16 protein-coding genes are annotated in these 19,019 nt (G+C 58.2%); 14 read left to right on the top strand and 2 right to left on the bottom strand.

Features of this window, described 5'->3' with window-relative positions:
• Window positions 1–70: 70 nt before the first annotated feature.
• The 13 genes from RYB66_RS10910 to ureC all read left to right on the top strand — a co-directional run bounded on the left by RYB66_RS10910 (window position 71) and on the right by ureC (window position 16,154).
• Window positions 71–1,444 carry a PepSY-associated TM helix domain-containing protein gene (locus tag RYB66_RS10910; RefSeq protein WP_005746685.1) on the top strand — a complete coding sequence of 458 codons (1,374 nt, stop codon included), beginning with the start codon at window positions 71–73 and terminating at the stop codon, window positions 1,442–1,444.
• A gap of 247 nt (window positions 1,445–1,691) precedes the next feature.
• Window positions 1,692–5,135, top strand: a complete 3,444-nt coding sequence (locus tag RYB66_RS10905; RefSeq protein ID WP_057404490.1) for a dermonecrotic toxin domain-containing protein — start codon at window positions 1,692–1,694, stop codon at window positions 5,133–5,135.
• Between the two features lie 250 nt (window positions 5,136–5,385).
• Entirely contained in the window at window positions 5,386–6,651 is a 1,266-nt protein-coding gene (urtA, locus tag RYB66_RS10900; protein WP_005782082.1) for an urea ABC transporter substrate-binding protein, read from the top strand.
• A 245-nt stretch (window positions 6,652–6,896) separates the two neighbouring features.
• Entirely contained in the window at window positions 6,897–8,486 is a 1,590-nt protein-coding gene (urtB, locus tag RYB66_RS10895) for an urea ABC transporter permease subunit UrtB (RefSeq protein ID WP_117140251.1), read from the top strand.
• Window positions 8,486–9,565 (top strand): urea ABC transporter permease subunit UrtC, encoded by a 1,080-nt coding sequence (gene urtC, locus RYB66_RS10890; RefSeq protein ID WP_005746682.1) that lies wholly within the window; start codon window positions 8,486–8,488, stop codon window positions 9,563–9,565. The genes urtB and urtC overlap by 1 nt, the downstream gene beginning before the upstream one ends.
• Complete coding sequence (gene urtD / locus RYB66_RS10885; protein ID WP_004655780.1) at window positions 9,562–10,422, top strand: urea ABC transporter ATP-binding protein UrtD; 861 nt, start codon at window positions 9,562–9,564, stop codon at window positions 10,420–10,422. The genes urtC and urtD overlap by 4 nt, the downstream gene beginning before the upstream one ends.
• A 96-nt stretch (window positions 10,423–10,518) precedes the next feature.
• The gene (urtE, locus tag RYB66_RS10880; protein ID WP_002555398.1) at window positions 10,519–11,217 is read left to right on the top strand and encodes an urea ABC transporter ATP-binding subunit UrtE; all 699 of its coding nucleotides are present in this window, start codon (window positions 10,519–10,521) and stop codon (window positions 11,215–11,217) included.
• 52 nt (window positions 11,218–11,269) lie between these two features.
• Window positions 11,270–12,115, top strand: a complete 846-nt coding sequence (locus tag RYB66_RS10875) for an urease accessory protein UreD (RefSeq protein ID WP_005746681.1) — start codon at window positions 11,270–11,272, stop codon at window positions 12,113–12,115.
• A 302-nt stretch (window positions 12,116–12,417) separates the two neighbouring features.
• On the top strand, window positions 12,418–12,720 hold the full coding sequence (gene ureA, locus RYB66_RS10870; RefSeq protein WP_003317023.1) for an urease subunit gamma: 303 nt from the start codon (window positions 12,418–12,420) through the stop codon (window positions 12,718–12,720).
• A gap of 10 nt (window positions 12,721–12,730) precedes the next feature.
• Window positions 12,731–13,273, top strand: coding sequence for a GNAT family N-acetyltransferase (locus RYB66_RS10865; RefSeq protein WP_005782078.1), 543 nt, complete (start codon window positions 12,731–12,733; stop codon window positions 13,271–13,273).
• Window positions 13,274–13,283: 10 nt separating this feature from the next.
• Window positions 13,284–13,817, top strand: a complete 534-nt coding sequence (gene ttr / locus RYB66_RS10860) for a tabtoxinine-beta-lactam acetyltransferase Ttr (protein WP_002555402.1) — start codon at window positions 13,284–13,286, stop codon at window positions 13,815–13,817.
• Window positions 13,814–14,122 (top strand): urease subunit beta, encoded by a 309-nt coding sequence (locus tag RYB66_RS10855; RefSeq protein WP_002555403.1) that lies wholly within the window; start codon window positions 13,814–13,816, stop codon window positions 14,120–14,122. The genes ttr and RYB66_RS10855 overlap by 4 nt, the downstream gene beginning before the upstream one ends.
• Before the next feature lie 331 nt (window positions 14,123–14,453).
• The gene (gene ureC / locus RYB66_RS10850) at window positions 14,454–16,154 is read left to right on the top strand and encodes an urease subunit alpha (RefSeq protein WP_316894373.1); all 1,701 of its coding nucleotides are present in this window, start codon (window positions 14,454–14,456) and stop codon (window positions 16,152–16,154) included.
• A 67-nt stretch (window positions 16,155–16,221) separates the two neighbouring features.
• On the opposite strand, the gene RYB66_RS10845 is transcribed toward ureC, so the two are convergent.
• Window positions 16,222–16,476 carry a hypothetical protein gene (locus RYB66_RS10845; protein WP_005746675.1) on the bottom strand — a complete coding sequence of 85 codons (255 nt, stop codon included), beginning with the start codon at window positions 16,474–16,476 and terminating at the stop codon, window positions 16,222–16,224.
• A 156-nt stretch (window positions 16,477–16,632) separates the two neighbouring features.
• Here RYB66_RS10845 and RYB66_RS10840 point away from each other — a divergent pair, with 156 nt between their 5' ends.
• Window positions 16,633–17,763, top strand: coding sequence for a sensor histidine kinase (locus RYB66_RS10840; protein ID WP_004666320.1), 1,131 nt, complete (start codon window positions 16,633–16,635; stop codon window positions 17,761–17,763).
• 75 nt (window positions 17,764–17,838) lie between these two features.
• On the opposite strand, the gene cbpA is transcribed toward RYB66_RS10840, so the two are convergent.
• Window positions 17,839–18,783: a curved DNA-binding protein gene (cbpA, locus tag RYB66_RS10835; RefSeq protein WP_002555407.1), complete on the bottom strand. Its 945-nt coding sequence runs from the start codon at window positions 18,781–18,783 to the stop codon at window positions 17,839–17,841.
• Between the last annotated feature and the right edge of the window lie 236 nt (window positions 18,784–19,019).

Below are 19,019 nucleotides of genomic sequence, written 5' to 3'. Positions count from 1 at the left end.
TCCACGACGGCGCGCAGCTCAAGGCTGCGCGCCATTCGTGCTGTGTTATCCCTATTGGGGAGCGTTTAACGTGTCCAAACCTGATGTCTCTTTTTACAACCTTGCCTGGCGATGGCATTTCTATGCAGGGCTGTTCGTCGCACCGTTCATGATCCTGTTATCGCTGACTGGCATCATTTACCTGTTCAAGCCGCAACTGGACAACCTGATGTACCACGACCTGCTCAGCGTGGCACCGGCCGAGCACCGCCTCACTGCCGACGAGCTGCAACAGCGGGTAAAGAGTGCTTACCCACAAGCAGCCATTGGCAAATATTTCCCACCGTCAAGCACCGAGGGCAGCGCACAGTTTGTGATCAGCGAGCAAGGCCGCGAGGTGAATGTCTTCATTGATCCCTATCGCGGCGAGATTCTTGGCACCCAGGACGCCAAAGAGAACCTGCAGGCGATTGCCCGTGCACTGCACGGCGAGCTGATGATCGGTACGCTGGGTGACCGGCTTGTCGAGCTGGCGGCTGGCTGGGGGATTGTGCTGGTGGTCTCCGGCCTTTATCTATGGTGGCCCCGAGGCCGCTCGGCCGCCGGCGTGTTCTGGCCACGCCTGACCGCCAAGGGGCGCGTGCTGTGGCGTGATCTGCACGCGGTGACCGGTTTCTGGGGCGCGTTTTTGCTGTTGTTCATGCTGTTGAGCGGCATGACCTGGACCGGGCTATGGGGCAAACAATACGCTGCGGTATGGAACACCTTCCCGGCAGCCATGTGGACTGACGTGCCCAAGTCCGACAAGCAGGCTGGCGAGTTGAACAATGCCAGCGTGCAGACCGTGCCATGGGCCATGGAAAATACGCCGATGCCGGTTTCAACCGGCGAGCACGCCGAGCACATGGACCACATGCATATGTCCAGCGCACCGGCAGCGCCAACCGTGTCATTGCAGCGAGTTGTCGACATTGCACGCGCCAGAGAGATCGTACCGGGCTACAGCATCACCCAGCCTAAAACAGCTGATGGCGTGTTCACTGTGTCGGTGTTCGCCGACGACCCGCGCGATGACGCGACGCTGCATATCGATCAGTACACCGGCAAGGTGCTGGCCGACGTGCGCTACGTTGATTACAGCGCAGTGTCCAAGGCCACCGAGCTGGGCGTGATGCTGCATGAAGGTAAATTTTTCGGCTGGATCAATCAGTTGCTGATCCTGCTGGTCTGCCTGATGGTACTGCTCAGCTCGGTCAGTGGGTTGGTGATCTGGTGGAAGCGCCGACCTCGAAGCGGGCTGGGTGTACCGCCATTGCGCCACGACCTGCCACGCTGGAAAACCGCGACGGTGGTCATGATTGCCCTGGGCGTCATATTCCCTCTGGTGGGTATTTCGATGCTGATTGTCTGGGTGCTTGATCGAATAGTGCTTTCACGCTTTGCCAAAACTGCGGCAACAGCTTAGATTGCTCGCTGCGGGGCCTGAAACCATTGAGTGGCGTTGTGATGAATTCCTCCTCATACCCGGTTTCAGGTCCCGCCCTGCTTTGAACTTTCCATGCCCCCGAAACTTCCTACCGACCAGATCGCCAATGCTGCCTTCACCGACCTGCGCTGGCCGATAGCGGTGCGCCGTCAGCCCTGACTACATGAAATGAACCGCCCGGCCAATGCCTTAAGCGGATCATCCATCATGCAGGCGAATCGGCACCATGAACCTACCGCTCATAACATCAGCACCACCTCCACAACGTTCGCTTGCCAGCGACACGTATCCACCTGGTTTCAGCAAAGCAACCCAGGAGCTGGCCAGTACCCTGCTCTCCCCCCTCAAACCCGAGCTGGATGTGCAGACAACATGGCTGACCTACTTTGACAGCAAAGAAATACCGGACGAGGGAGCCAATATTCACAGTGTTCCGCTGATCCCCAGTCTGATCGAGCACTTCACCGGCCTTCTGAACTGGACCGACCATGATGTGCAAGGCCTTTACCCGGCCCCGTCGTCCACTTCGCAAACACCAGCCATCCAACCGCTGGGCCGCGCAGCTATCGCGACTTTCTATACCCAGGTCAGCCAGCAACTGGAGCAGTTCTATAGCCAGAAACTTGCGGACTACTGGAGCATTGCAACATCGGATGGCGAAACCAAGGGACACCAGTTTGTCGCCGAGCAGATCGAGTGCATGAAATCTGAATGCGCGGTGCAGATTGCCCTCGAAAAAATGACGACCGGGCACTACAGCCTGCTGTCGGCAGCATTGGCAGCCTGCGCCCCTGGCCCCGACGGAAATACTGCCGAGCTGCAGCCACACAGCGTTTATGGACTTTCGGCAAGCGCTGGTGATAGCCCTCCGCTTTCGCTTTACGGGGCGTTTGTAATCGCAAGACGCCTTCGTGATGAACCTGTGCAGATCGATCAGGAGGAGCTTGAAGATGTGCTGCTGTTCACCCCGCATGACGGGCTGGAAGCATTTGCATCCTTGACACAAATGAACGAAGCCCTTGCTCGACGAGGGGCTGAACCTGATTACAGACGACGTCTGCTGGCTGATTCCGGGGCTGACCAACCAGTCCAGGCTGCACCTGACAGCAGCATCTTGCAGTGGCAATACACTTTGCTGGAAGGCAACTTTCTAAGCCTGTTGCATACACGCCAGATCACCAGACAGCAATCTATGTTCGCTCAGGCCGTACAGCTTGCCCGCACCCAACGAATGGATGCGGTTTGTTTCGAGCAATCGATAGTGCAACTACTGGGATCAGAAGTTTACTTCGACCACCATTGGCGCCTGGACCGGCTCGATAACGATCTGGTGGAAAGCCAGATGCCTGCATGGTGGAAAACCATGAAGCAGTCGCAGCGCATTGAATGGCATGAGCAGGCGCAGCGGTTTGGCCAATCGGTTGTGAATATTCGCAAAAACAGCAAGGACCACTTCGGTCAGTCGGATAACGACAGCCGAACTTACTTCACGCGCTATATCGACAAGCAGCTCGAGGACGTATTGAAACGAGCCTCAATGGAGGTAGCAGCGCAGCACATTATTGTTTCACTGACCTATATAACCGGCACTGAAGTGCTGGATATTCCCGGCGCGCCTATGATGCCCGCAACCGAGACCGCGAAGACTTCGCTATGGCAGTTGGCACACACCCATGCCTACCGGGCCAAAGCTAAGGATGCATTGCTGATCCAGGCTATGGATAGTGAAGGCGCAGTCATCAGGAAACTGGACAAAGCCACCATCAAGGAATTGGTTACAACCATCGAGACCCCTCAGCACCTCAGCGAGTACCTCGACCTCAATCTGAAAACATCGGCGTATGCACAACAACTCAAGCAGTCACGAAAAGTCCTGCTGGAAGCTCAGATGAAGATGATGCTGCTGGAGATCGAACAACTGGCGTTTGCGCCAGCGGGTCGAGAGTGGATCAAAGCAGTGCTGGATTCGCCAGCACCGCAAGGGCGCCGAACCATCAAAGGTGAAGCCATCGAAGTCAGGTTTTTCACTGTCAATCAATTCAAGATGACCAATGTCATGCTGATCGCTCCCGCGGGGAAATTCGATAAGGGACCGCTTGTACTGTGCACACTGAATGCTTCCGACGGCATCGTTTTCCGCTGGTTCAACAGCATGTTTCGTCTCACCACCACCTTTCTGGAAGAATTCCCGTTTCAGCAGTACCTGCTTAAGCAAATACCGCTGTCCAGGCGTCTGGAGACGCTGCGTGCCATGCAGTACGAGAAAGAGGCAAAGCACTGGCGCCCGCCACAGGTACTGACTCAATTTTCGCTTTTACCGATCCCTTCAAGGCTGCTGCATCCAGTCGTTTTTATCCGTCAGAGCAAAGATATTTACGAGGAAATTCACGAGACCAGGATCACTCAGTTGATCAGCGAAGCCAATCGGCAAATGAGCCAGGAAACCAATCCGGGGAAATCCGGCCCAGGCTTCGATCTGATCGCCGGTATCGCGATTCTGTTTCTGCCTGAACCGATCATGATGCCTGTTGCGCTGGGCGTGGGCCTGTATAAAACCTGGAACGCCTTTTCGAAAATAGACGAAGGCGACCACGAAGGAGCTGCCGAGGAGTTTCTGAGCGCCATTGGCTATCTTGCCACTGCTCTCATTGGCCATGTGGCGCTAGCCCTTAAACCGGTAACGCATGCCTCCGGAGCAGCAAGAAGTCCGCACCTGATTCGCAGGGTGGGTCGCGATGGGCAGATGCAGATTGGCTATCTCCTGTCGCATTCCAAAGCCCCACGTTTTGCAGACTCTAAATTAATCGTCGCTATGGACCCTCACCGCTTCACTGCCATCGAGATAGAGGGCCAGACCTGCTTCATAAGCCGTCGTGCCAACATGTTTGGCCACTCGCGCCTTTATCGGCCGAACCCGATGGATGCAACGCAGTTGGTGCATGAGCAGGAGTTTGCCTTGCGTACTACCAGCGGTGCCTGGAAAACCGTGGGAAAACAAATACCGCGGCTGAGTCAGCCAGCCATCCGCAATGCCCAAGCACAGCTGACCAGCCTGACAACTGCCTGGCCTGCGTCCCTGGAAGAAGCAAGCAGCGCTGAACGTTTGAAGTTCGAGGCCGATTACCTCGCCCTGAGTAAAGCGTCCAACGCAGAAAGCTTTTCCGAAATAGCAGCTTATACAGAGGGTGGTTCGGCAGCCATCAATCCTGTATTGCGAAACGGTATGCGCAACGCCACCACAAGCAGGTTTCTCCGCCAGTTCTACAAACTCAAGCCATGGCATGGCACTGCCTTTCGCTCCACGTATGTATCCAGCGAAGGAGTGGCATGCCTGGAACGCGAGATAGGTGCGGTATTTACAGATAATGGCGTGCAGTCCGCATCGGTATCGCGAGCCAATGCCTCCAGATGGAGCCAGGATGGATTTGTGAGCAGTAACGCCAACTCGGAAAATCACCCGGTATTCTTTATCTTCGCGCCGAATGTGCCCAAGAAGAACATGTTTACCGGCTTTCTCGGTGATCACGTCGCCATCCCGCCTGGAACTCGCGTGCAACTGGGTGCGACAACACGGGTCAACGGCCAGCTGTTCGCCTGGTTCGATGCTCCCGAGCGACTCGTTGACCAGACCTACGATCTTTACACCGGAGCACAGGAGTTCTGGGTATGAGGCGCTTGGCCGTTTGAACACACAGCCAGTAGAGACAATGCTGGTATTTCATGGTCTGCACCATTGCAGCGCATAGCGCACACCCTCTTCCTGCCCCCGTTCCAGGTTGGTGCGCATACCCTTTACTGCGCGACACATTCGTTCCATTTTGCGACGCGCTTAGGTTGGCCCAGACCTTGCTAACGGTTGAAAGAGCAACGTAATGCACCGCCGCAGACCTATCAAAAAAATGAACCAAGGGAGCTAGTCAATGAAGCGTCGCAGCCTGATCAAAGCCTTTACCCTGTCCGCATCGATCGCCGCCATGGGGTTGACCTGGACCGTTCAGGCTGCCGAAACCATCAAGGTCGGTATTCTGCATTCGTTGTCCGGGACCATGGCGATCTCCGAAACCTCGCTCAAAGACATGGCCTTGATGACCATTGACGAAATCAACGCCAAAGGCGGCGTCAACGGCAAGATGCTCGAAGCAGTGGTTGTCGACCCGGCTTCCAACTGGCCACTGTTCGCCGAAAAAGGCCGCCAATTGCTGACCCAGGACAAGGTGGCGGTGGTCTTTGGTTGCTGGACATCGGTATCGCGCAAATCGGTGCTGCCGGTCTTTGAGGAACTCAACGGCTTGCTGTTCTACCCCGTGCAGTACGAAGGCGAAGAGATGTCGCCCAACGTGTTCTACACCGGTGCCGCGCCTAACCAACAGGCGATCCCTGCGGTCGAGTACGTAATGAGTGAAGAAGGCGGTTCGGCCAAGCGCTTCTTCCTGCTCGGCACCGACTATGTCTACCCACGTACCACCAACAAGATTCTGCGTGCATTCCTGCACTCCAAGGGTGTAGCGGATAAAGACATCGAAGAGGTCTACACCCCGTTCGGTCACTCCGACTATCAAACCATCGTGGCCAACATCAAGAAGTTCTCTGCAGGTGGCAAGACAGCGGTTATCTCCACCGTGAACGGCGATTCCAACGTACCGTTCTACAAGGAACTGGCCAACCAGGGCCTGAAAGCCACCGACGTACCGGTTGTAGCGTTTTCGGTAGGCGAAGAAGAACTGCGCGGCATCGACACCAAACCACTGGTAGGCCACCTCGCCGCCTGGAACTATTTCCAGTCGGTGGAAAACCCGGTCAACAAGAAGTTCGTCGCTGACTGGACTGCCTACGCCAAAAAGGAAAACCTGCCAGGCGCTGACAAAGCGGTAACCAACGACCCGATGGAAGCTACTTACGTCGGTATTCACATGTGGGCACAGGCAGTCGAGAAAGCCAAAACCACTGACGTGGACAAGGTACGCGAGGCAATGGCCGGACAAACCTTCGCAGCACCGTCGGGATTCACCCTGACCATGGACAAAACCAACCACCACTTGCACAAGCCGGTAATGATTGGCGAAGTGGAGGACAACGGTCAGTTCAACGTCGTCTGGCAGACCAAAGAGCCGATCCGCGCCCAGCCATGGAGCCCCTACATTTCTGGCAACGACAAAAAGCCTGATCATCCCGTGAAGAGCAACTGATGTGACGGGGCTGAGAGCACAATAACTCTCGCCCCTACGCTCCAGCGCTAGTCGTACGCATACGTTCGCTCGGCCTCAGGGTGGAAAGCATTTTTTTTGTAGGAGCGGACTTGTCCGCGAAGGCGGCTGTTCAAACGATACATCTTCAGTGAATGTAACGGCCCTTTCGTGAACAAGTTCACTCCCACGGCCTTCGGCCAGAATCAAGAGCAGACGGCGCCACACTCAATCAAGGCCATATTGATATGCCTTCCTACTTCTACCGTTTTATCCTCGCTATCAGCCTGCTGCTGCCCCTTGCAGCTCAGGCCAGCGATGCCAGTGATTTTGTCGCAGCCAGTTCTGCACAACAGGCCGAGCTGCTGGAGGCCTGGGCAGCCAGGCCGACAGCGGAACGCGTTGAACTGCTTGAAGCTCTGCGCGATGGCCGTGTTGCCGCCGACAGCAGCAAGCGCGCCTGGATCGAAAACAACGATCAATACGTGCCGGTCGATGCGCAAGCCCCCGCAGCAGCCGACGCCCCAAACCCTGACGAACCGCGCAAACTGCGCCTGAACAACCGGCTGCGTGGTCTGGTTGAAACAGCGCTGGCCAGCCACCAGTTGCTGGCAGCCGATACGCAACTGCGCATGGCAGCAGCCCTGCAATTGCAAAAAAGCGCTCGCCCTGCACAACTGGAGCTGCTGACCGAACGTGTCGCCAGCGAAACCGATTCCAGCGTCAAAAGCGCGCTGGCCCTGGCGCTGGCCAACCTGCAAATGGTCGACTCCAGCCCGACAGTACGTCTGGCTGCCGTGCGACTGCTGGGTGAAACCGGTGACCCGCTGGCGCGTACCCGTCTTGAGTCATTGCTGGCGCCCGGCGTGGAAACCGACGCTTCGGTACGCGTGGCGGCTGAAACCAGCTTGGCACAGGTCAAGCGCAAGCTGATGATCGGTGAAATCCTCGGTCAGGCGTTCAGCGGCATGTCGCTGGGGTCGATTCTGCTGCTGGCGGCGCTGGGCCTGGCGATCACCTTCGGCCTGCTTGGGGTGATCAACATGGCCCATGGCGAGATGCTGATGCTGGGCGCTTATTCAACCTATGTCGTGCAACTGATGCTGCAGCGCTATGCGCCGGGCGCCATCGAATACTATCCGCTGATCGCACTGCCGGTGGCGTTCTTTGTCACCGCCGTGATCGGCATGGCCCTGGAACGTACGGTCATCCGTCACTTGTATGGCCGTCCACTGGAAACCCTGCTCGCCACCTGGGGCATCAGCCTGATGCTGATTCAGGCCGTACGTCTGGCCTTCGGCGCGCAGAACGTTGAAGTCGCCAACCCGCAATGGCTGTCAGGCGGCATTCAGGTGTTGCCTAACCTGGTATTGCCTTACAACCGCATCGTGATCATCGCCTTCGCCCTGTTCGTGGTCGTGCTGACCTGGCTGCTGCTGAACAAGACCCGACTGGGCCTGAACGTGCGTGCTGTGACCCAGAACCGCAACATGGCTGCCTGCTGCGGTGTGCCGACCGGGCGCATCGACATGATGGCATTCGGTCTGGGCTCGGGCATTGCAGGTCTGGGCGGCGTCGCCCTGAGCCAGATCGGCAACGTCGGCCCCGACCTTGGCCAAAGCTACATCATCGACTCATTCCTGGTGGTGGTGCTCGGCGGTGTCGGGCAACTGGCCGGTAGCGTGATGGCGGCCTTCGGGCTGGGCATTGCCAACAAGATTCTCGAACCGCAAATCGGCGCTGTATTGGGCAAGATCCTGATCCTGGCGCTGATCATTCTGTTTATCCAGAAACGTCCGCAAGGCCTCTTCGCATTGAAAGGACGGGTGATCGACTGATGAGCCAGCCATTGATGGTAACTGCCGCACAAAAAGTCGGCCCCAAAGGCACGTTGACCGCAGGCATTGTGATACTGGCTGTGCTGCTGGCACTGCCGTTGCTTTCGTTGTTGCCTGCCGATAACAGCTTTCAGGTCTCGGCCTACACCTTGACCCTGGTGGGCAAAATCCTCTGCTATGCCATTGTCGCCCTGGCGCTGGATCTGGTCTGGGGCTACGCCGGGCTATTGTCGCTGGGCCACGGCCTGTTCTTCGCGCTGGGCGGTTATGCCATGGGCATGTACCTGATGCGCGAGGCCGCAGGCGACGGTTTGCCTGCGTTCATGACGTTCCTGTCGTGGACCGAACTGCCGTGGTACTGGGCAGGCACCGACAATTTCCTCTGGGCGCTGTGCCTGGTGGTCCTGGCGCCGGGGTTGCTGGCACTGGTGTTTGGTTTCTTCGCCTTCCGCTCGCGGATCAAGGGTGTGTATTTCTCGATCATGACCCAGGCCCTGACGTTTGCCGGCATGCTGCTGTTCTTTCGCAACGAGACCGGCTTTGGCGGCAACAACGGGTTTACCAACTTTCGCAGCATTCTGGGTTTCAGCATCAGTTCCCAAGGAACCAGAGCAACGCTGTTTCTGGCGACAGTCTTATTGCTGATTGCCAGCCTGTACATCGGCTGGCGCCTGGCGCAGAGCAAGTTCGGCCGGGTTCTGACGGCGTTGCGTGATGCGGAAAACCGCCTGATGTTCTGCGGTTACGATCCGCGCGGCTTCAAGCTGTTTGTCTGGGTCTTGAGCGCCGTGCTGTGCGGCCTGGCCGGGGCCCTGTATGTGCCGCAGGTCGGCATCATCAACCCCAGCGAAATGTCCCCGACCAACTCTATCGAAGCAGCAGTGTGGGTAGCATTGGGCGGCCGTGGCACGTTGATCGGCCCATTGCTGGGCGCGGGTCTGGTGAACGGCATGAAAAGCTGGTTCACCGTGGCTTTCCCGGAATACTGGCTGTTCTTTCTCGGCGCGCTGTTCATCATCGTCACGCTGTACCTGCCCAAAGGCGTGATCGGCTTGCTGAAGAAAAGGAGCGAGCAATGAAAACCACTCCTACCCCGTCGTTCATGCTTGAACCGGTTCTGGCACCCAACTCTGATGCAGGCACCAGCCGCGATGCGGTAGGCCTCGGCAAAAGCGCTGGCAAAGGGCTGAACACACGACACGGCACGATACTGACGCTGGAAGACATCAGCGTCAGCTTCGACGGTTTCAAGGCACTGAACGATCTGAATCTGTACATCGGCGTGGGCGAGCTGCGCTGCATCATCGGCCCCAACGGCGCTGGCAAGACCACGCTGATGGACGTCATCACCGGCAAGACCCGCCCCAGCCACGGCAAGGCCTGGTTCGGCGAAACGCTGGACCTGACGCAGATGAGCGAAGTGCAGATTGCTCAGGCCGGAATTGGCCGAAAGTTCCAGAAACCGACGGTGTTCGAAGCCTTGAGCGTGTTCGAGAACCTTGAACTGGCTCAAAAGACCGACAAATCGGTATGGGCCAGTTTGCGTGCGCGGTTGAGCGGCGAACAGCAGGACCGGATACGCGAAGTCCTGGAAACCATTCGCCTGACCACCTCCATGCACCGCCCGGCGGGCTTGCTGTCTCACGGCCAGAAGCAGTTTCTGGAGATCGGCATGCTGCTGGTTCAGGACCCGCAATTGCTGCTGCTCGACGAGCCGGTGGCGGGCATGACCGACGCCGAAACCGAATTCACCGCCGAGCTGTTCAAGGGCCTGGCCGGCAAACACTCACTGATGGTGGTCGAGCATGACATGGGCTTCGTCGGCTCGATTGCCGACCACGTCACCGTGCTGCACCAAGGCAGCGTATTGGCCGAAGGCTCGCTGAACGACGTGCAGGCCGACGAACGCGTAATCGAAGTGTATTTAGGGCGCTGACGCAACGAACTGATCGGCGCGCGGCACGGAAATACCTGTCCAGACGCCCCGCGTCCCAACATTACGATTACGCTGCAACCGACGAGAACATTCACCATGCTCCAGGTCGAAAAGCTTCATCAGTATTACGGTGGCAGCCACATTCTTCGTGGTCTGTCGTTTGATGTGAAGGTCGGTGAAGTCACCTGCCTGCTGGGCCGCAATGGCGTAGGCAAGACCACGCTGTTGCGTGTGCTGATGGGCTTGTTGCCGTCGAAGGAAGGCTCGGTGCAATGGGAAGGCAAGGCCATCACCCAGTTCAAGACGCATCAGCGGGTGCATGCCGGGATTGCTTACGTGCCGCAAGGCCGGGAAATATTCGGCCGGCTGACGGTCGAGGAAAACCTGTTGATGGGCCTGTCACGCTTTCCGGGCTCCGAAGCAAAGGAAGTGCCGGCATTTATCTACGAGCTGTTCCCGGTGCTGCTGCAGATGAAACATCGGCGTGGCGGCGATCTGTCCGGTGGTCAGCAGCAGCAATTGGCGATAGGCCGGGCATTGGCGAGTCGTCCACGCTTACTGATTCTCGACGAACCCACCGAAGGTATTCAGCCCTCGGTGATCAAGGAAATCGGCGCAGTGATCAAAAAACTGGCCGAGCGCGGCGACATGGCGATTCTGCTGGTCGAGCAGTTCTACGACTTCGCGGCGGAACTGGCCGATCAATACCTGGTGATGTCACGGGGAGAAATCGTCCAGCAGGGCCGTGGCGAGAACATGGAGACCGAAGGGGTTCGCGGTCTGGTGACTATTTAATTAATGCGCCAATCCGTTATCGTGCTGCACTCGACAAGCCAATGAAGACACCATGAATCTGCCTGCCAACACCGCCCTTTTTACCCCCAGCTGGCATGCCGAGCTGGAATTGGGTTATGGCCGTTTCGATGACTGCACACGCCCGACCCAACGTCGCCACAAAGGGCCGCTGCGGGTTCAAAAGCATCTATATGCCGAAGGACCGCAGGTGTGCCAGCACATCATCGTTCACCCACCGGGCGGTATCGCCGGGGGAGACCGGCTGGACATTTCAGCCACGGTCGGTGCCGATGCCTGGGCACAACTGACCAGCCCTGGCGCGGCGAAATGGTATCGCGCCGCCAGCCCGGCCTTTCAGCAACTGGAGCTGCATGTCCAGCCCGGCGCGACGCTGGAATGGCTGCCGCAGGAAACCATCGTCTTCAGCAATGCCCAGGCAGAACTTACCACCCGCATAGAACTGCACGGTGACGCGAAGCTATGCTACTGGGATGTAGTAGCACTGGGCCGTCCGGCCAGCGGCGAGCGTTTCGAGCAGGGACATTTTCAGTCGCATCTGGATATCCGCCGCGACGGCACATTGCTCTGGCACGAACGGCAACGCATTATCGGTGGCGACGGGCTGCTGGACTCACCCATCGGTCTGGACGGCAAAACGGTATTCGCCACCCTGCTGCTGACCGGTGAAGTGAGCAGCGATCTGCTTGAGGCCTGTCGCTCGCTGTCGATGCCCAACCCGGTACGCGGTGATCTGACCCAATTGCCGGGCCTTGTAGTGGCTCGCTGCCTGGCAGACGAAGCATTGCACGCGAGGGCCTGGCTGATACAAATCTGGAAATACCTGCGCCCTGCCCTGCTGGGACGCGAGGCGGTAACGCCAAGAATCTGGAACACCTGATTGATGACTGGACGCTCTGCATTCCAGGCTACACCCTCGGCGCTGATGCACTCAGCGTGGTACATAAGTCCTGAAAAGCCCGAAAATCGGGGCTTTTAGCGCTTCTGCCCGCAGGGCGTGGGAGCGAACTTGTTCGCGAAGACAATGTTTTAGGCGCTGCATTTTCGGCGACTACACCGGCCCCTTCGCGAACAAGTTCGCTCCCACGGCCTTCGGCCAGAACCCAAAACAGACTTATACATAACGATGAGGGCTCAAGCCTGGGAACGATCAACCACCGAATTTGAACAAACGGAAGCCCCATGGACCTGACACCACGCGAAAAAGACAAGCTGCTGATCTTCACCGCCGGACTGGTCGCCGAACGGCGTCTGGCACGCGGTGTGAAGCTCAATTACCCGGAAGCCATGGCCTACATCTCTGCGGCACTGCTCGAAGGTGCGCGTGACGGACAGACCGTCGCTGAGCTCATGCACTACGGCACGACCCTGCTGAGCCGCGATCAGGTCATGGAAGGTATCGCGGAAATGATCCCGGAGATTCAGGTGGAAGCCACCTTTCCGGACGGCACCAAACTGGTCACCGTGCATCAGCCGATTGCCTGAAGGAGTGATCATGCAGGACGTGATTCGCGATGCCCTGCCGGACGATCTGCCGGGCATTCTGGAGATCTACAACGACGCAGTGCTCAATACCACGGCTATCTGGAATGAACAACCGGTCGACTTGGCCAACCGCCAGGCTTGGTACGAAGCTCGCCAGAGTCAGGCGTATCCAATTCTGGTGGCCGTCGACCACGCAGGCGAGGTGCTGGGCTACTCATCGTTTGGCGACTGGCGCCCCTTCGAAGGGTTTCGCCATACGGTGGAGCATTCGGTCTATGTTCGCGCAGACCAGCGCGGCAAGGGGCTGGGGCCGCTCCTGATGGCATCGCTGATCGAACGAGCCAGAGACTGTGAGAAACACATGATGGTAGCCGCCATCGAAAGCGGCAACGCGGCCTCCATCGCCCTGCATGAACGCCTCGGCTTCAAGACTACCGGACGGATGCCGCAAGTCGGCACCAAGTTCGGCCGCTGGCTGGACCTGACCTTCATGCAACTGGATTTGTCGCCCGGTGTTCCGGCACCCGCGTCACAAGCACCCAAGCCCTTCTAGAGAGCACGCCATGAACCATGCACAACTGCGACGTGTTACCGCTGAAAGCTTCGCCCATTATCGCCATGGTCTGGCGCAGTTGCTGTTTGAAACGGTTCACGGCGGCGCATCGGTGGGGTTCATGGCTGATCTGGATATGCAGCAGGCGTACGCTTGGTGCGATGGCCTGAAGGCCGATATCGCCGCAGGCAGTCTGCTGCTGTGGGTGGTGGCCGAAGACGATAATGTGCTGGCCAGCGCGCAGTTGTCACTGTGCCAGAAGCCCAATGGTCTGAACCGCGCCGAAGTGCAGAAACTGATGGTGCTGCCCAGCGCCCGAGGTCGTGGTCTGGGCAGGCAACTGATGGACGAAGTCGAGCAGGTTGCAGTAAAACACAAACGCGGGCTGCTGCACCTGGACACCGAAGCGGGCTCGGTGGCTGAAGCATTCTATAGCGCGCTGGCCTACACCCGCGTCGGCGAACTGCCAGGCTACTGCGCCACACCGGACGGTCGCCTTCATCCGACCGCCATTTATTTCAAAACCTTGGGGCAACCGACATGATCCCTGGTCAATACCAGATCCAGCCCGGCGATATCGAACTCAACGCCGGACGCCGTACCCTCAGCCTGACGGTTGCCAACAGCGGCGACCGGCCGATTCAGGTGGGCTCGCATTTCCACTTTTTCGAAACCAATGACGCACTGACCTTTGATCGCGCCGCCAGCCGCGGCATGCGCCTGAATATCCCGGCCGGCACCGCCGTGCGCTTCGAGCCGGGCCAGTCCCGTGAAGTCGAGCTGGTGGACCTGGCCGGATTGCGCAAGGTCTACGGCTTTGCCGGACGGGTAATGGGCGATCTGGATTGAAGCCTTTTTGAATACCGTTCCTACGCTCCGCGTTCATCGTTACATACAAGTCTGCTTTTGATTCTGGCCGAAGGCCGTAGGAGCGAACTTGTTCGCGAAGAGGCCGGTACAGCCTCCAGAAACAGGGCGTTCGGACTAACGTCTTCGTGAGCAATGCGGATCGCCGCAACGGTCATGCAGGCATCCAATCGGGACGTGTGTATGACGATGGGCACTCGGCACGAGAATCAAAAGCTTTGACGACTAACGACTTGCAGCTCGCCGCTGGTCGCTTTGAAAAACTTACAGTTTGCGGCCTGCAGCTTGCCGCTCTGAATCCGAGGTACGAAAGATGAAGATAAGCCGACAAGCCTACGCAGACATGTTCGGCCCCACCGTCGGCGACAAGGTTCGCCTGGCCGACACCGAGCTGTGGATCGAGGTCGAGAAGGACTTCACCACCTATGGCGAAGAAGTGAAATTCGGCGGCGGCAAGGTCATCCGTGACGGCATGGGCCAAGGCCAGCTAATGGCCGCCGATGTGGTCGACACGCTGATCACCAACGCCCTGATCATCGACCATTGGGGCATCGTCAAGGCTGACGTCGGCATCAAGAATGGACGCATCGCAGCCATCGGCAAGGCCGGTAACCCGGACATCCAGCCAGACGTGACCATTGCGGTCGGCGCGGCCACCGAAGTCATTGCCGGTGAAGGCATGATCCTCACCGCTGGCGGCGTCGACACGCACATCCATTTCATCTGCCCACAACAGATCGAAGAAGCGCTGATGAGCGGCGTGACGACCATGATCGGCGGCGGCACCGGCCCTGCCACTGGCACTAACGCCACCACGGTCACGCCCGGTCCGTGGCACATGGCGCGCATGCTCCAGGCTTCGGATTCGTTTCCGATGAACATTGGCTTCACCGGCAAGGGCAACGTCAGCCTGCCCGGCCCGCTGATCGAGCAGGTCAAGGCGGGCGCTATCGGTCTGAAGCTGCACGAGGACTGGGGCACCACACCCGCAGCCATCGACAACTGCCTGAGCGTTGCCGATGAATACGACGTGCAGGTCGCGATTCACAGCGACACGCTGAATGAGTCAGGTTTCGTCGAAACCACCCTCGCCGCGTTCAAGAACCGCACCATCCACACCTACCACACTGAAGGTGCAGGTGGCGGCCACGCGCCGGATATCATCAAGGCCTGTGGTTCGCCGAACGTGCTGCCCAGCTCGACCAACCCAACCCGGCCTTTTACCCGTAACACCATCGACGAACACCTGGACATGCTCATGGTCTGCCACCACCTGGACCCGAGCATCGCCGAAGACGTGGCATTCGCGGAAAGCCGTATACGCCGGGAAACCATCGCCGCCGAGGACATTCTTCACGACCTGGGTGCCTTTTCGATGCTCAGTTCCGACAGCCAGGCCATGGGCCGGGTTGGTGAGGTGATCATGCGCACCTGGCAAACCGCCGACAAGATGAAGAAGCAGCGCGGCCCCCTGCCGCAGGACGGTCCCGGCAACGACAACTTCCGCGCCAAGCGCTACATCGCCAAATACACCATCAACCCGGCAATTACCCACGGCATCAGCCATGAAGTGGGCTCCGTCGAAGTCGGCAAGTGGGCGGACCTGGTGCTGTGGCGTCCGGCATTCTTCGGCGTCAAACCGACCCTGATCCTCAAGGGCGGTGCCATTGCCGCCAGCCTGATGGGCGACGCCAATGCTTCGATCCCGACCCCGCAACCGGTTCACTACCGCCCCATGTTTGCCAGCTACGGCAGCTCGCTGCATGCCACCAGCCTGACCTTTATCAGCCAGGCGGCATTCGACGCAGGCGTACCGAAGTCACTGGGCCTGAAGAAGCAGATCGGCGTAGTCAAAGGCTGTCGCACCGTGCAGAAGAAAGACCTGATCCACAACGACTACCTGCCGGACATCGAAGTTGACCCACAGACCTATCAGGTCAAGGCCGACGGCGTGTTGCTATGGTGCGAACCGGCCGATGTGCTGCCGATGGCACAACGGTATTTTCTGTTCTAGCAAAGCGCTCGAAAGTGGGGGCTCTTGTTGAGCCCCTGCTGCTCGACGTACAAACTGGATTAAAGCCCTAAGGCTCAAGACGCTCCAGGAATGTCTCTTTAGAGTTCAGTATCTGCAACGACTGCAGCGAGTCGTTGATGGCGTCGAGCATGCCCAGATCCTGTTCAGTCGCTTTACCCTGCAACACCCGATGCAGAGCAAGAAAAACGCTGAGTTTGCCTCCCGACATATAGTCCCGTTTGCTTACTTTTGCATCTGCCAGTATCTCCCCCGCCAGCGCGATCTGCTCTTCGACGAACGCTGCAAACTCTGTCTTCAACATGGTCATTATCCAAATGTTAGTCAGACTACCAAGCTACTGCTGACCACAATCAGCGTCTACTGACAGAAATGACAGTAAACGCCCTGTTTGTCGTGTCATGTAAAAGCGATAATATGCGCCATCTTCCGTCACGCTCCTCCAACAAGGTAGTCGGCCATGCGCCTTTCCGAGTTCATCGTTGTTCATGTGGATCGCATTGTCGATGAATGGGAAGACTTCGCCAGGACTCTGAAACCTGCCGCCGACTCGATGAGCAAGCTAGAGCTGCGCGATCACGCCAAATCGATTCTGCTCGCAGCTGCACGGGACATGAAAACTGCGCAGAGCAAAAGCGAGGAGATTGCCAAGGCCAGAGGCGAAGAGCTGAACAAGACGCCAAGCCTGGACGAAGCAGCCAGCAGCCATGGCGAGTTGCGTCATGAGGTCGGCTTTGATCTGGTGCAGATGACGTCGGAATTTCGCCATCTGCGCGCCAGCGTCATCCGCCTCTGGGTAGAAAGCCTGGCAGCGCCGCAACTGGCCGATTTTCAGGACGTGATTCGTTTCAACGAAGCCATCGACGAGGCGCTTGCCGAATCCACCGCTGCCTATGCGGAACGGGTTGGCCGTTCACGGGATATATTTCTTGCCATTCTGGGTCACGATCTGCGCGCGCCGCTGCAGGCCGTCAGCATGTCGACGGAATTGCTGGCACGCAAGATAGCGCTGGACGAAAAGACCCAGTCCTATGTTTCGCGTATCCAGACCAGCACCCGCCATATGGGCTCGATGGTCAGCGATCTGCTGGAATTCGTGCGCAGCCGCCTGGGCGCCGGGCTACCGGTTGAACGCAAATACATGGATTTGGCCAGTGCTTGCCGTGAAGCCATCGAGGAAGCCTGCGCCGGGCGACCGGACTCTGTTCCGGTGCTGAACATCGAAGGCAACACCAAAGGGCACTGGGACGCCGGGCGGATCAGCCAGATGCTGCAGAACCTGATCGGCAATGCCCTGCAGCACGGTGCGGCCAGTCACGAGATAACGGTCAGTGTTACGGGTGCCGAGAAAGCGGTGATATTGGTGGTACACAACGAAGGCAAGCCGATTGCCGAAGACGCTATCGGGACGATCTTCGATCCGCTGGTGCGCAGCACCGAGGAAAACAGCGAAACACGCAGTACATCGACCAGCCTGGGTCTTGGCCTGTTCATCGTCAAGGAAGTGGTCAACGCCCACGGTGGCAGCATCACTGTGACCTCGACCATTGGTGAGGGCACGACCTTCAATGTGGTGCTGCCGAAAAACTGATCAAGGCTGATTGCGTGCTGATGCGGGTGGCGCATCAGCCCATTCAGAAAAGACAGAATCGCAAGACTGCTACGCTCAACCCTTCCACTGCGCCCGGGGGTCAAACGAGGAACTGTCTGCCAGTTTCTGCCACAGCGCCCGGGTAGCCTCGTCGGTGTGCTTGGGCACGACTATTTTCAGCTGCGCGTAAAGATCACCGCGTTCGCCACTCTTGTTCATCAAGCCGTTACCCTTGATCCGCAGACGCTGACCGTTCTGACTGTCCGGGCGGATGGTCAGGTTGATCCTGCTGTTCAGCGTCGGTACCGCCACCTTGGTGCCCAGCACTGCTTCCCAGGGCGCCAGTGGAACGGTGATGACCAGATCATGGCCCTCGACCTCGAACAGCGGATGCGGTGCCAGGCGAATGATCAGGTACAGATCGCCGTTGGCACCTCCGCCCACTCCTGGCGCGCCCTGGCCCTTGAGACGAATGCGCTCGCCGTCGACGACGCCCGCAGGAATCTTCACGTTCAGGGTCTTGGTGATATCACTCATGCGCTGCCCGTTGGGGCTGTGCTGCGGCACCTTGAAGCTGACCTGCTTGGACTCACCCGACAAGGTCTCCTCAAGGAAGACTGCCAGCTCCATCTCAACGTCCTGCCCGGTACGCCCGGGGTTGCGGGTACGGCCGCCCTGCTGTGGCCGGCCGCCGAAAATGGAGCTGAAAAACTCTGAAAAGTCTGCCGTTTCCTCGAATCCTCCAGCGCCTGCGCCAGCCCGGCTTTGCCAGCCTGGCGGAGTCTGGAACGGACGACCCTGCCGACCGTACTTGCGCAGCTCATCGTACTCGGCGCGCTTGTCAGGGCTGCTGAGCACTTCATAGGCTTCGGACGCTTCCTTGAACTTGTCTTCAGCGCCTGCTTCCTTGCTGACGTCAGGGTGATACTTGCGCGCCAGTTTGCGATAGGCGGTCTTGATCGCCTTGTCGTCCGCAGTCGGCTCAACGTCAAGTATCTTGTAGTAGTCTTTGAAATCCATGTAACGATCACCCATCCGAATTATCCGGCAAAGCCAGATACGCTGGCGTCACGCGCCCAGCTCCCTCTGTTTACGAGGTATCTGGATTACCTAACGTCGAAAATTTATAGATAGCCGGCCGTCTTTGCAGACGGGTCGATCACTCGACAACATCGTGTTCGACAGCCAGGTCTACCGAGAATCCCTTCAAGATTGGGGGTAACGGGCTTCAGTTCAAGCCTTGACGGTAAATACAG

This window comes from Pseudomonas syringae group sp. 243L2, from assembly GCF_032587875.1.
In the GTDB taxonomy this organism is placed as follows: domain Bacteria; phylum Pseudomonadota; class Gammaproteobacteria; order Pseudomonadales; family Pseudomonadaceae; genus Aquipseudomonas; species Aquipseudomonas amygdali.
The sequence above is the reverse complement of the archived record's forward strand: the minus strand, read 5'-3'. Positions and strand labels throughout refer to the sequence as shown.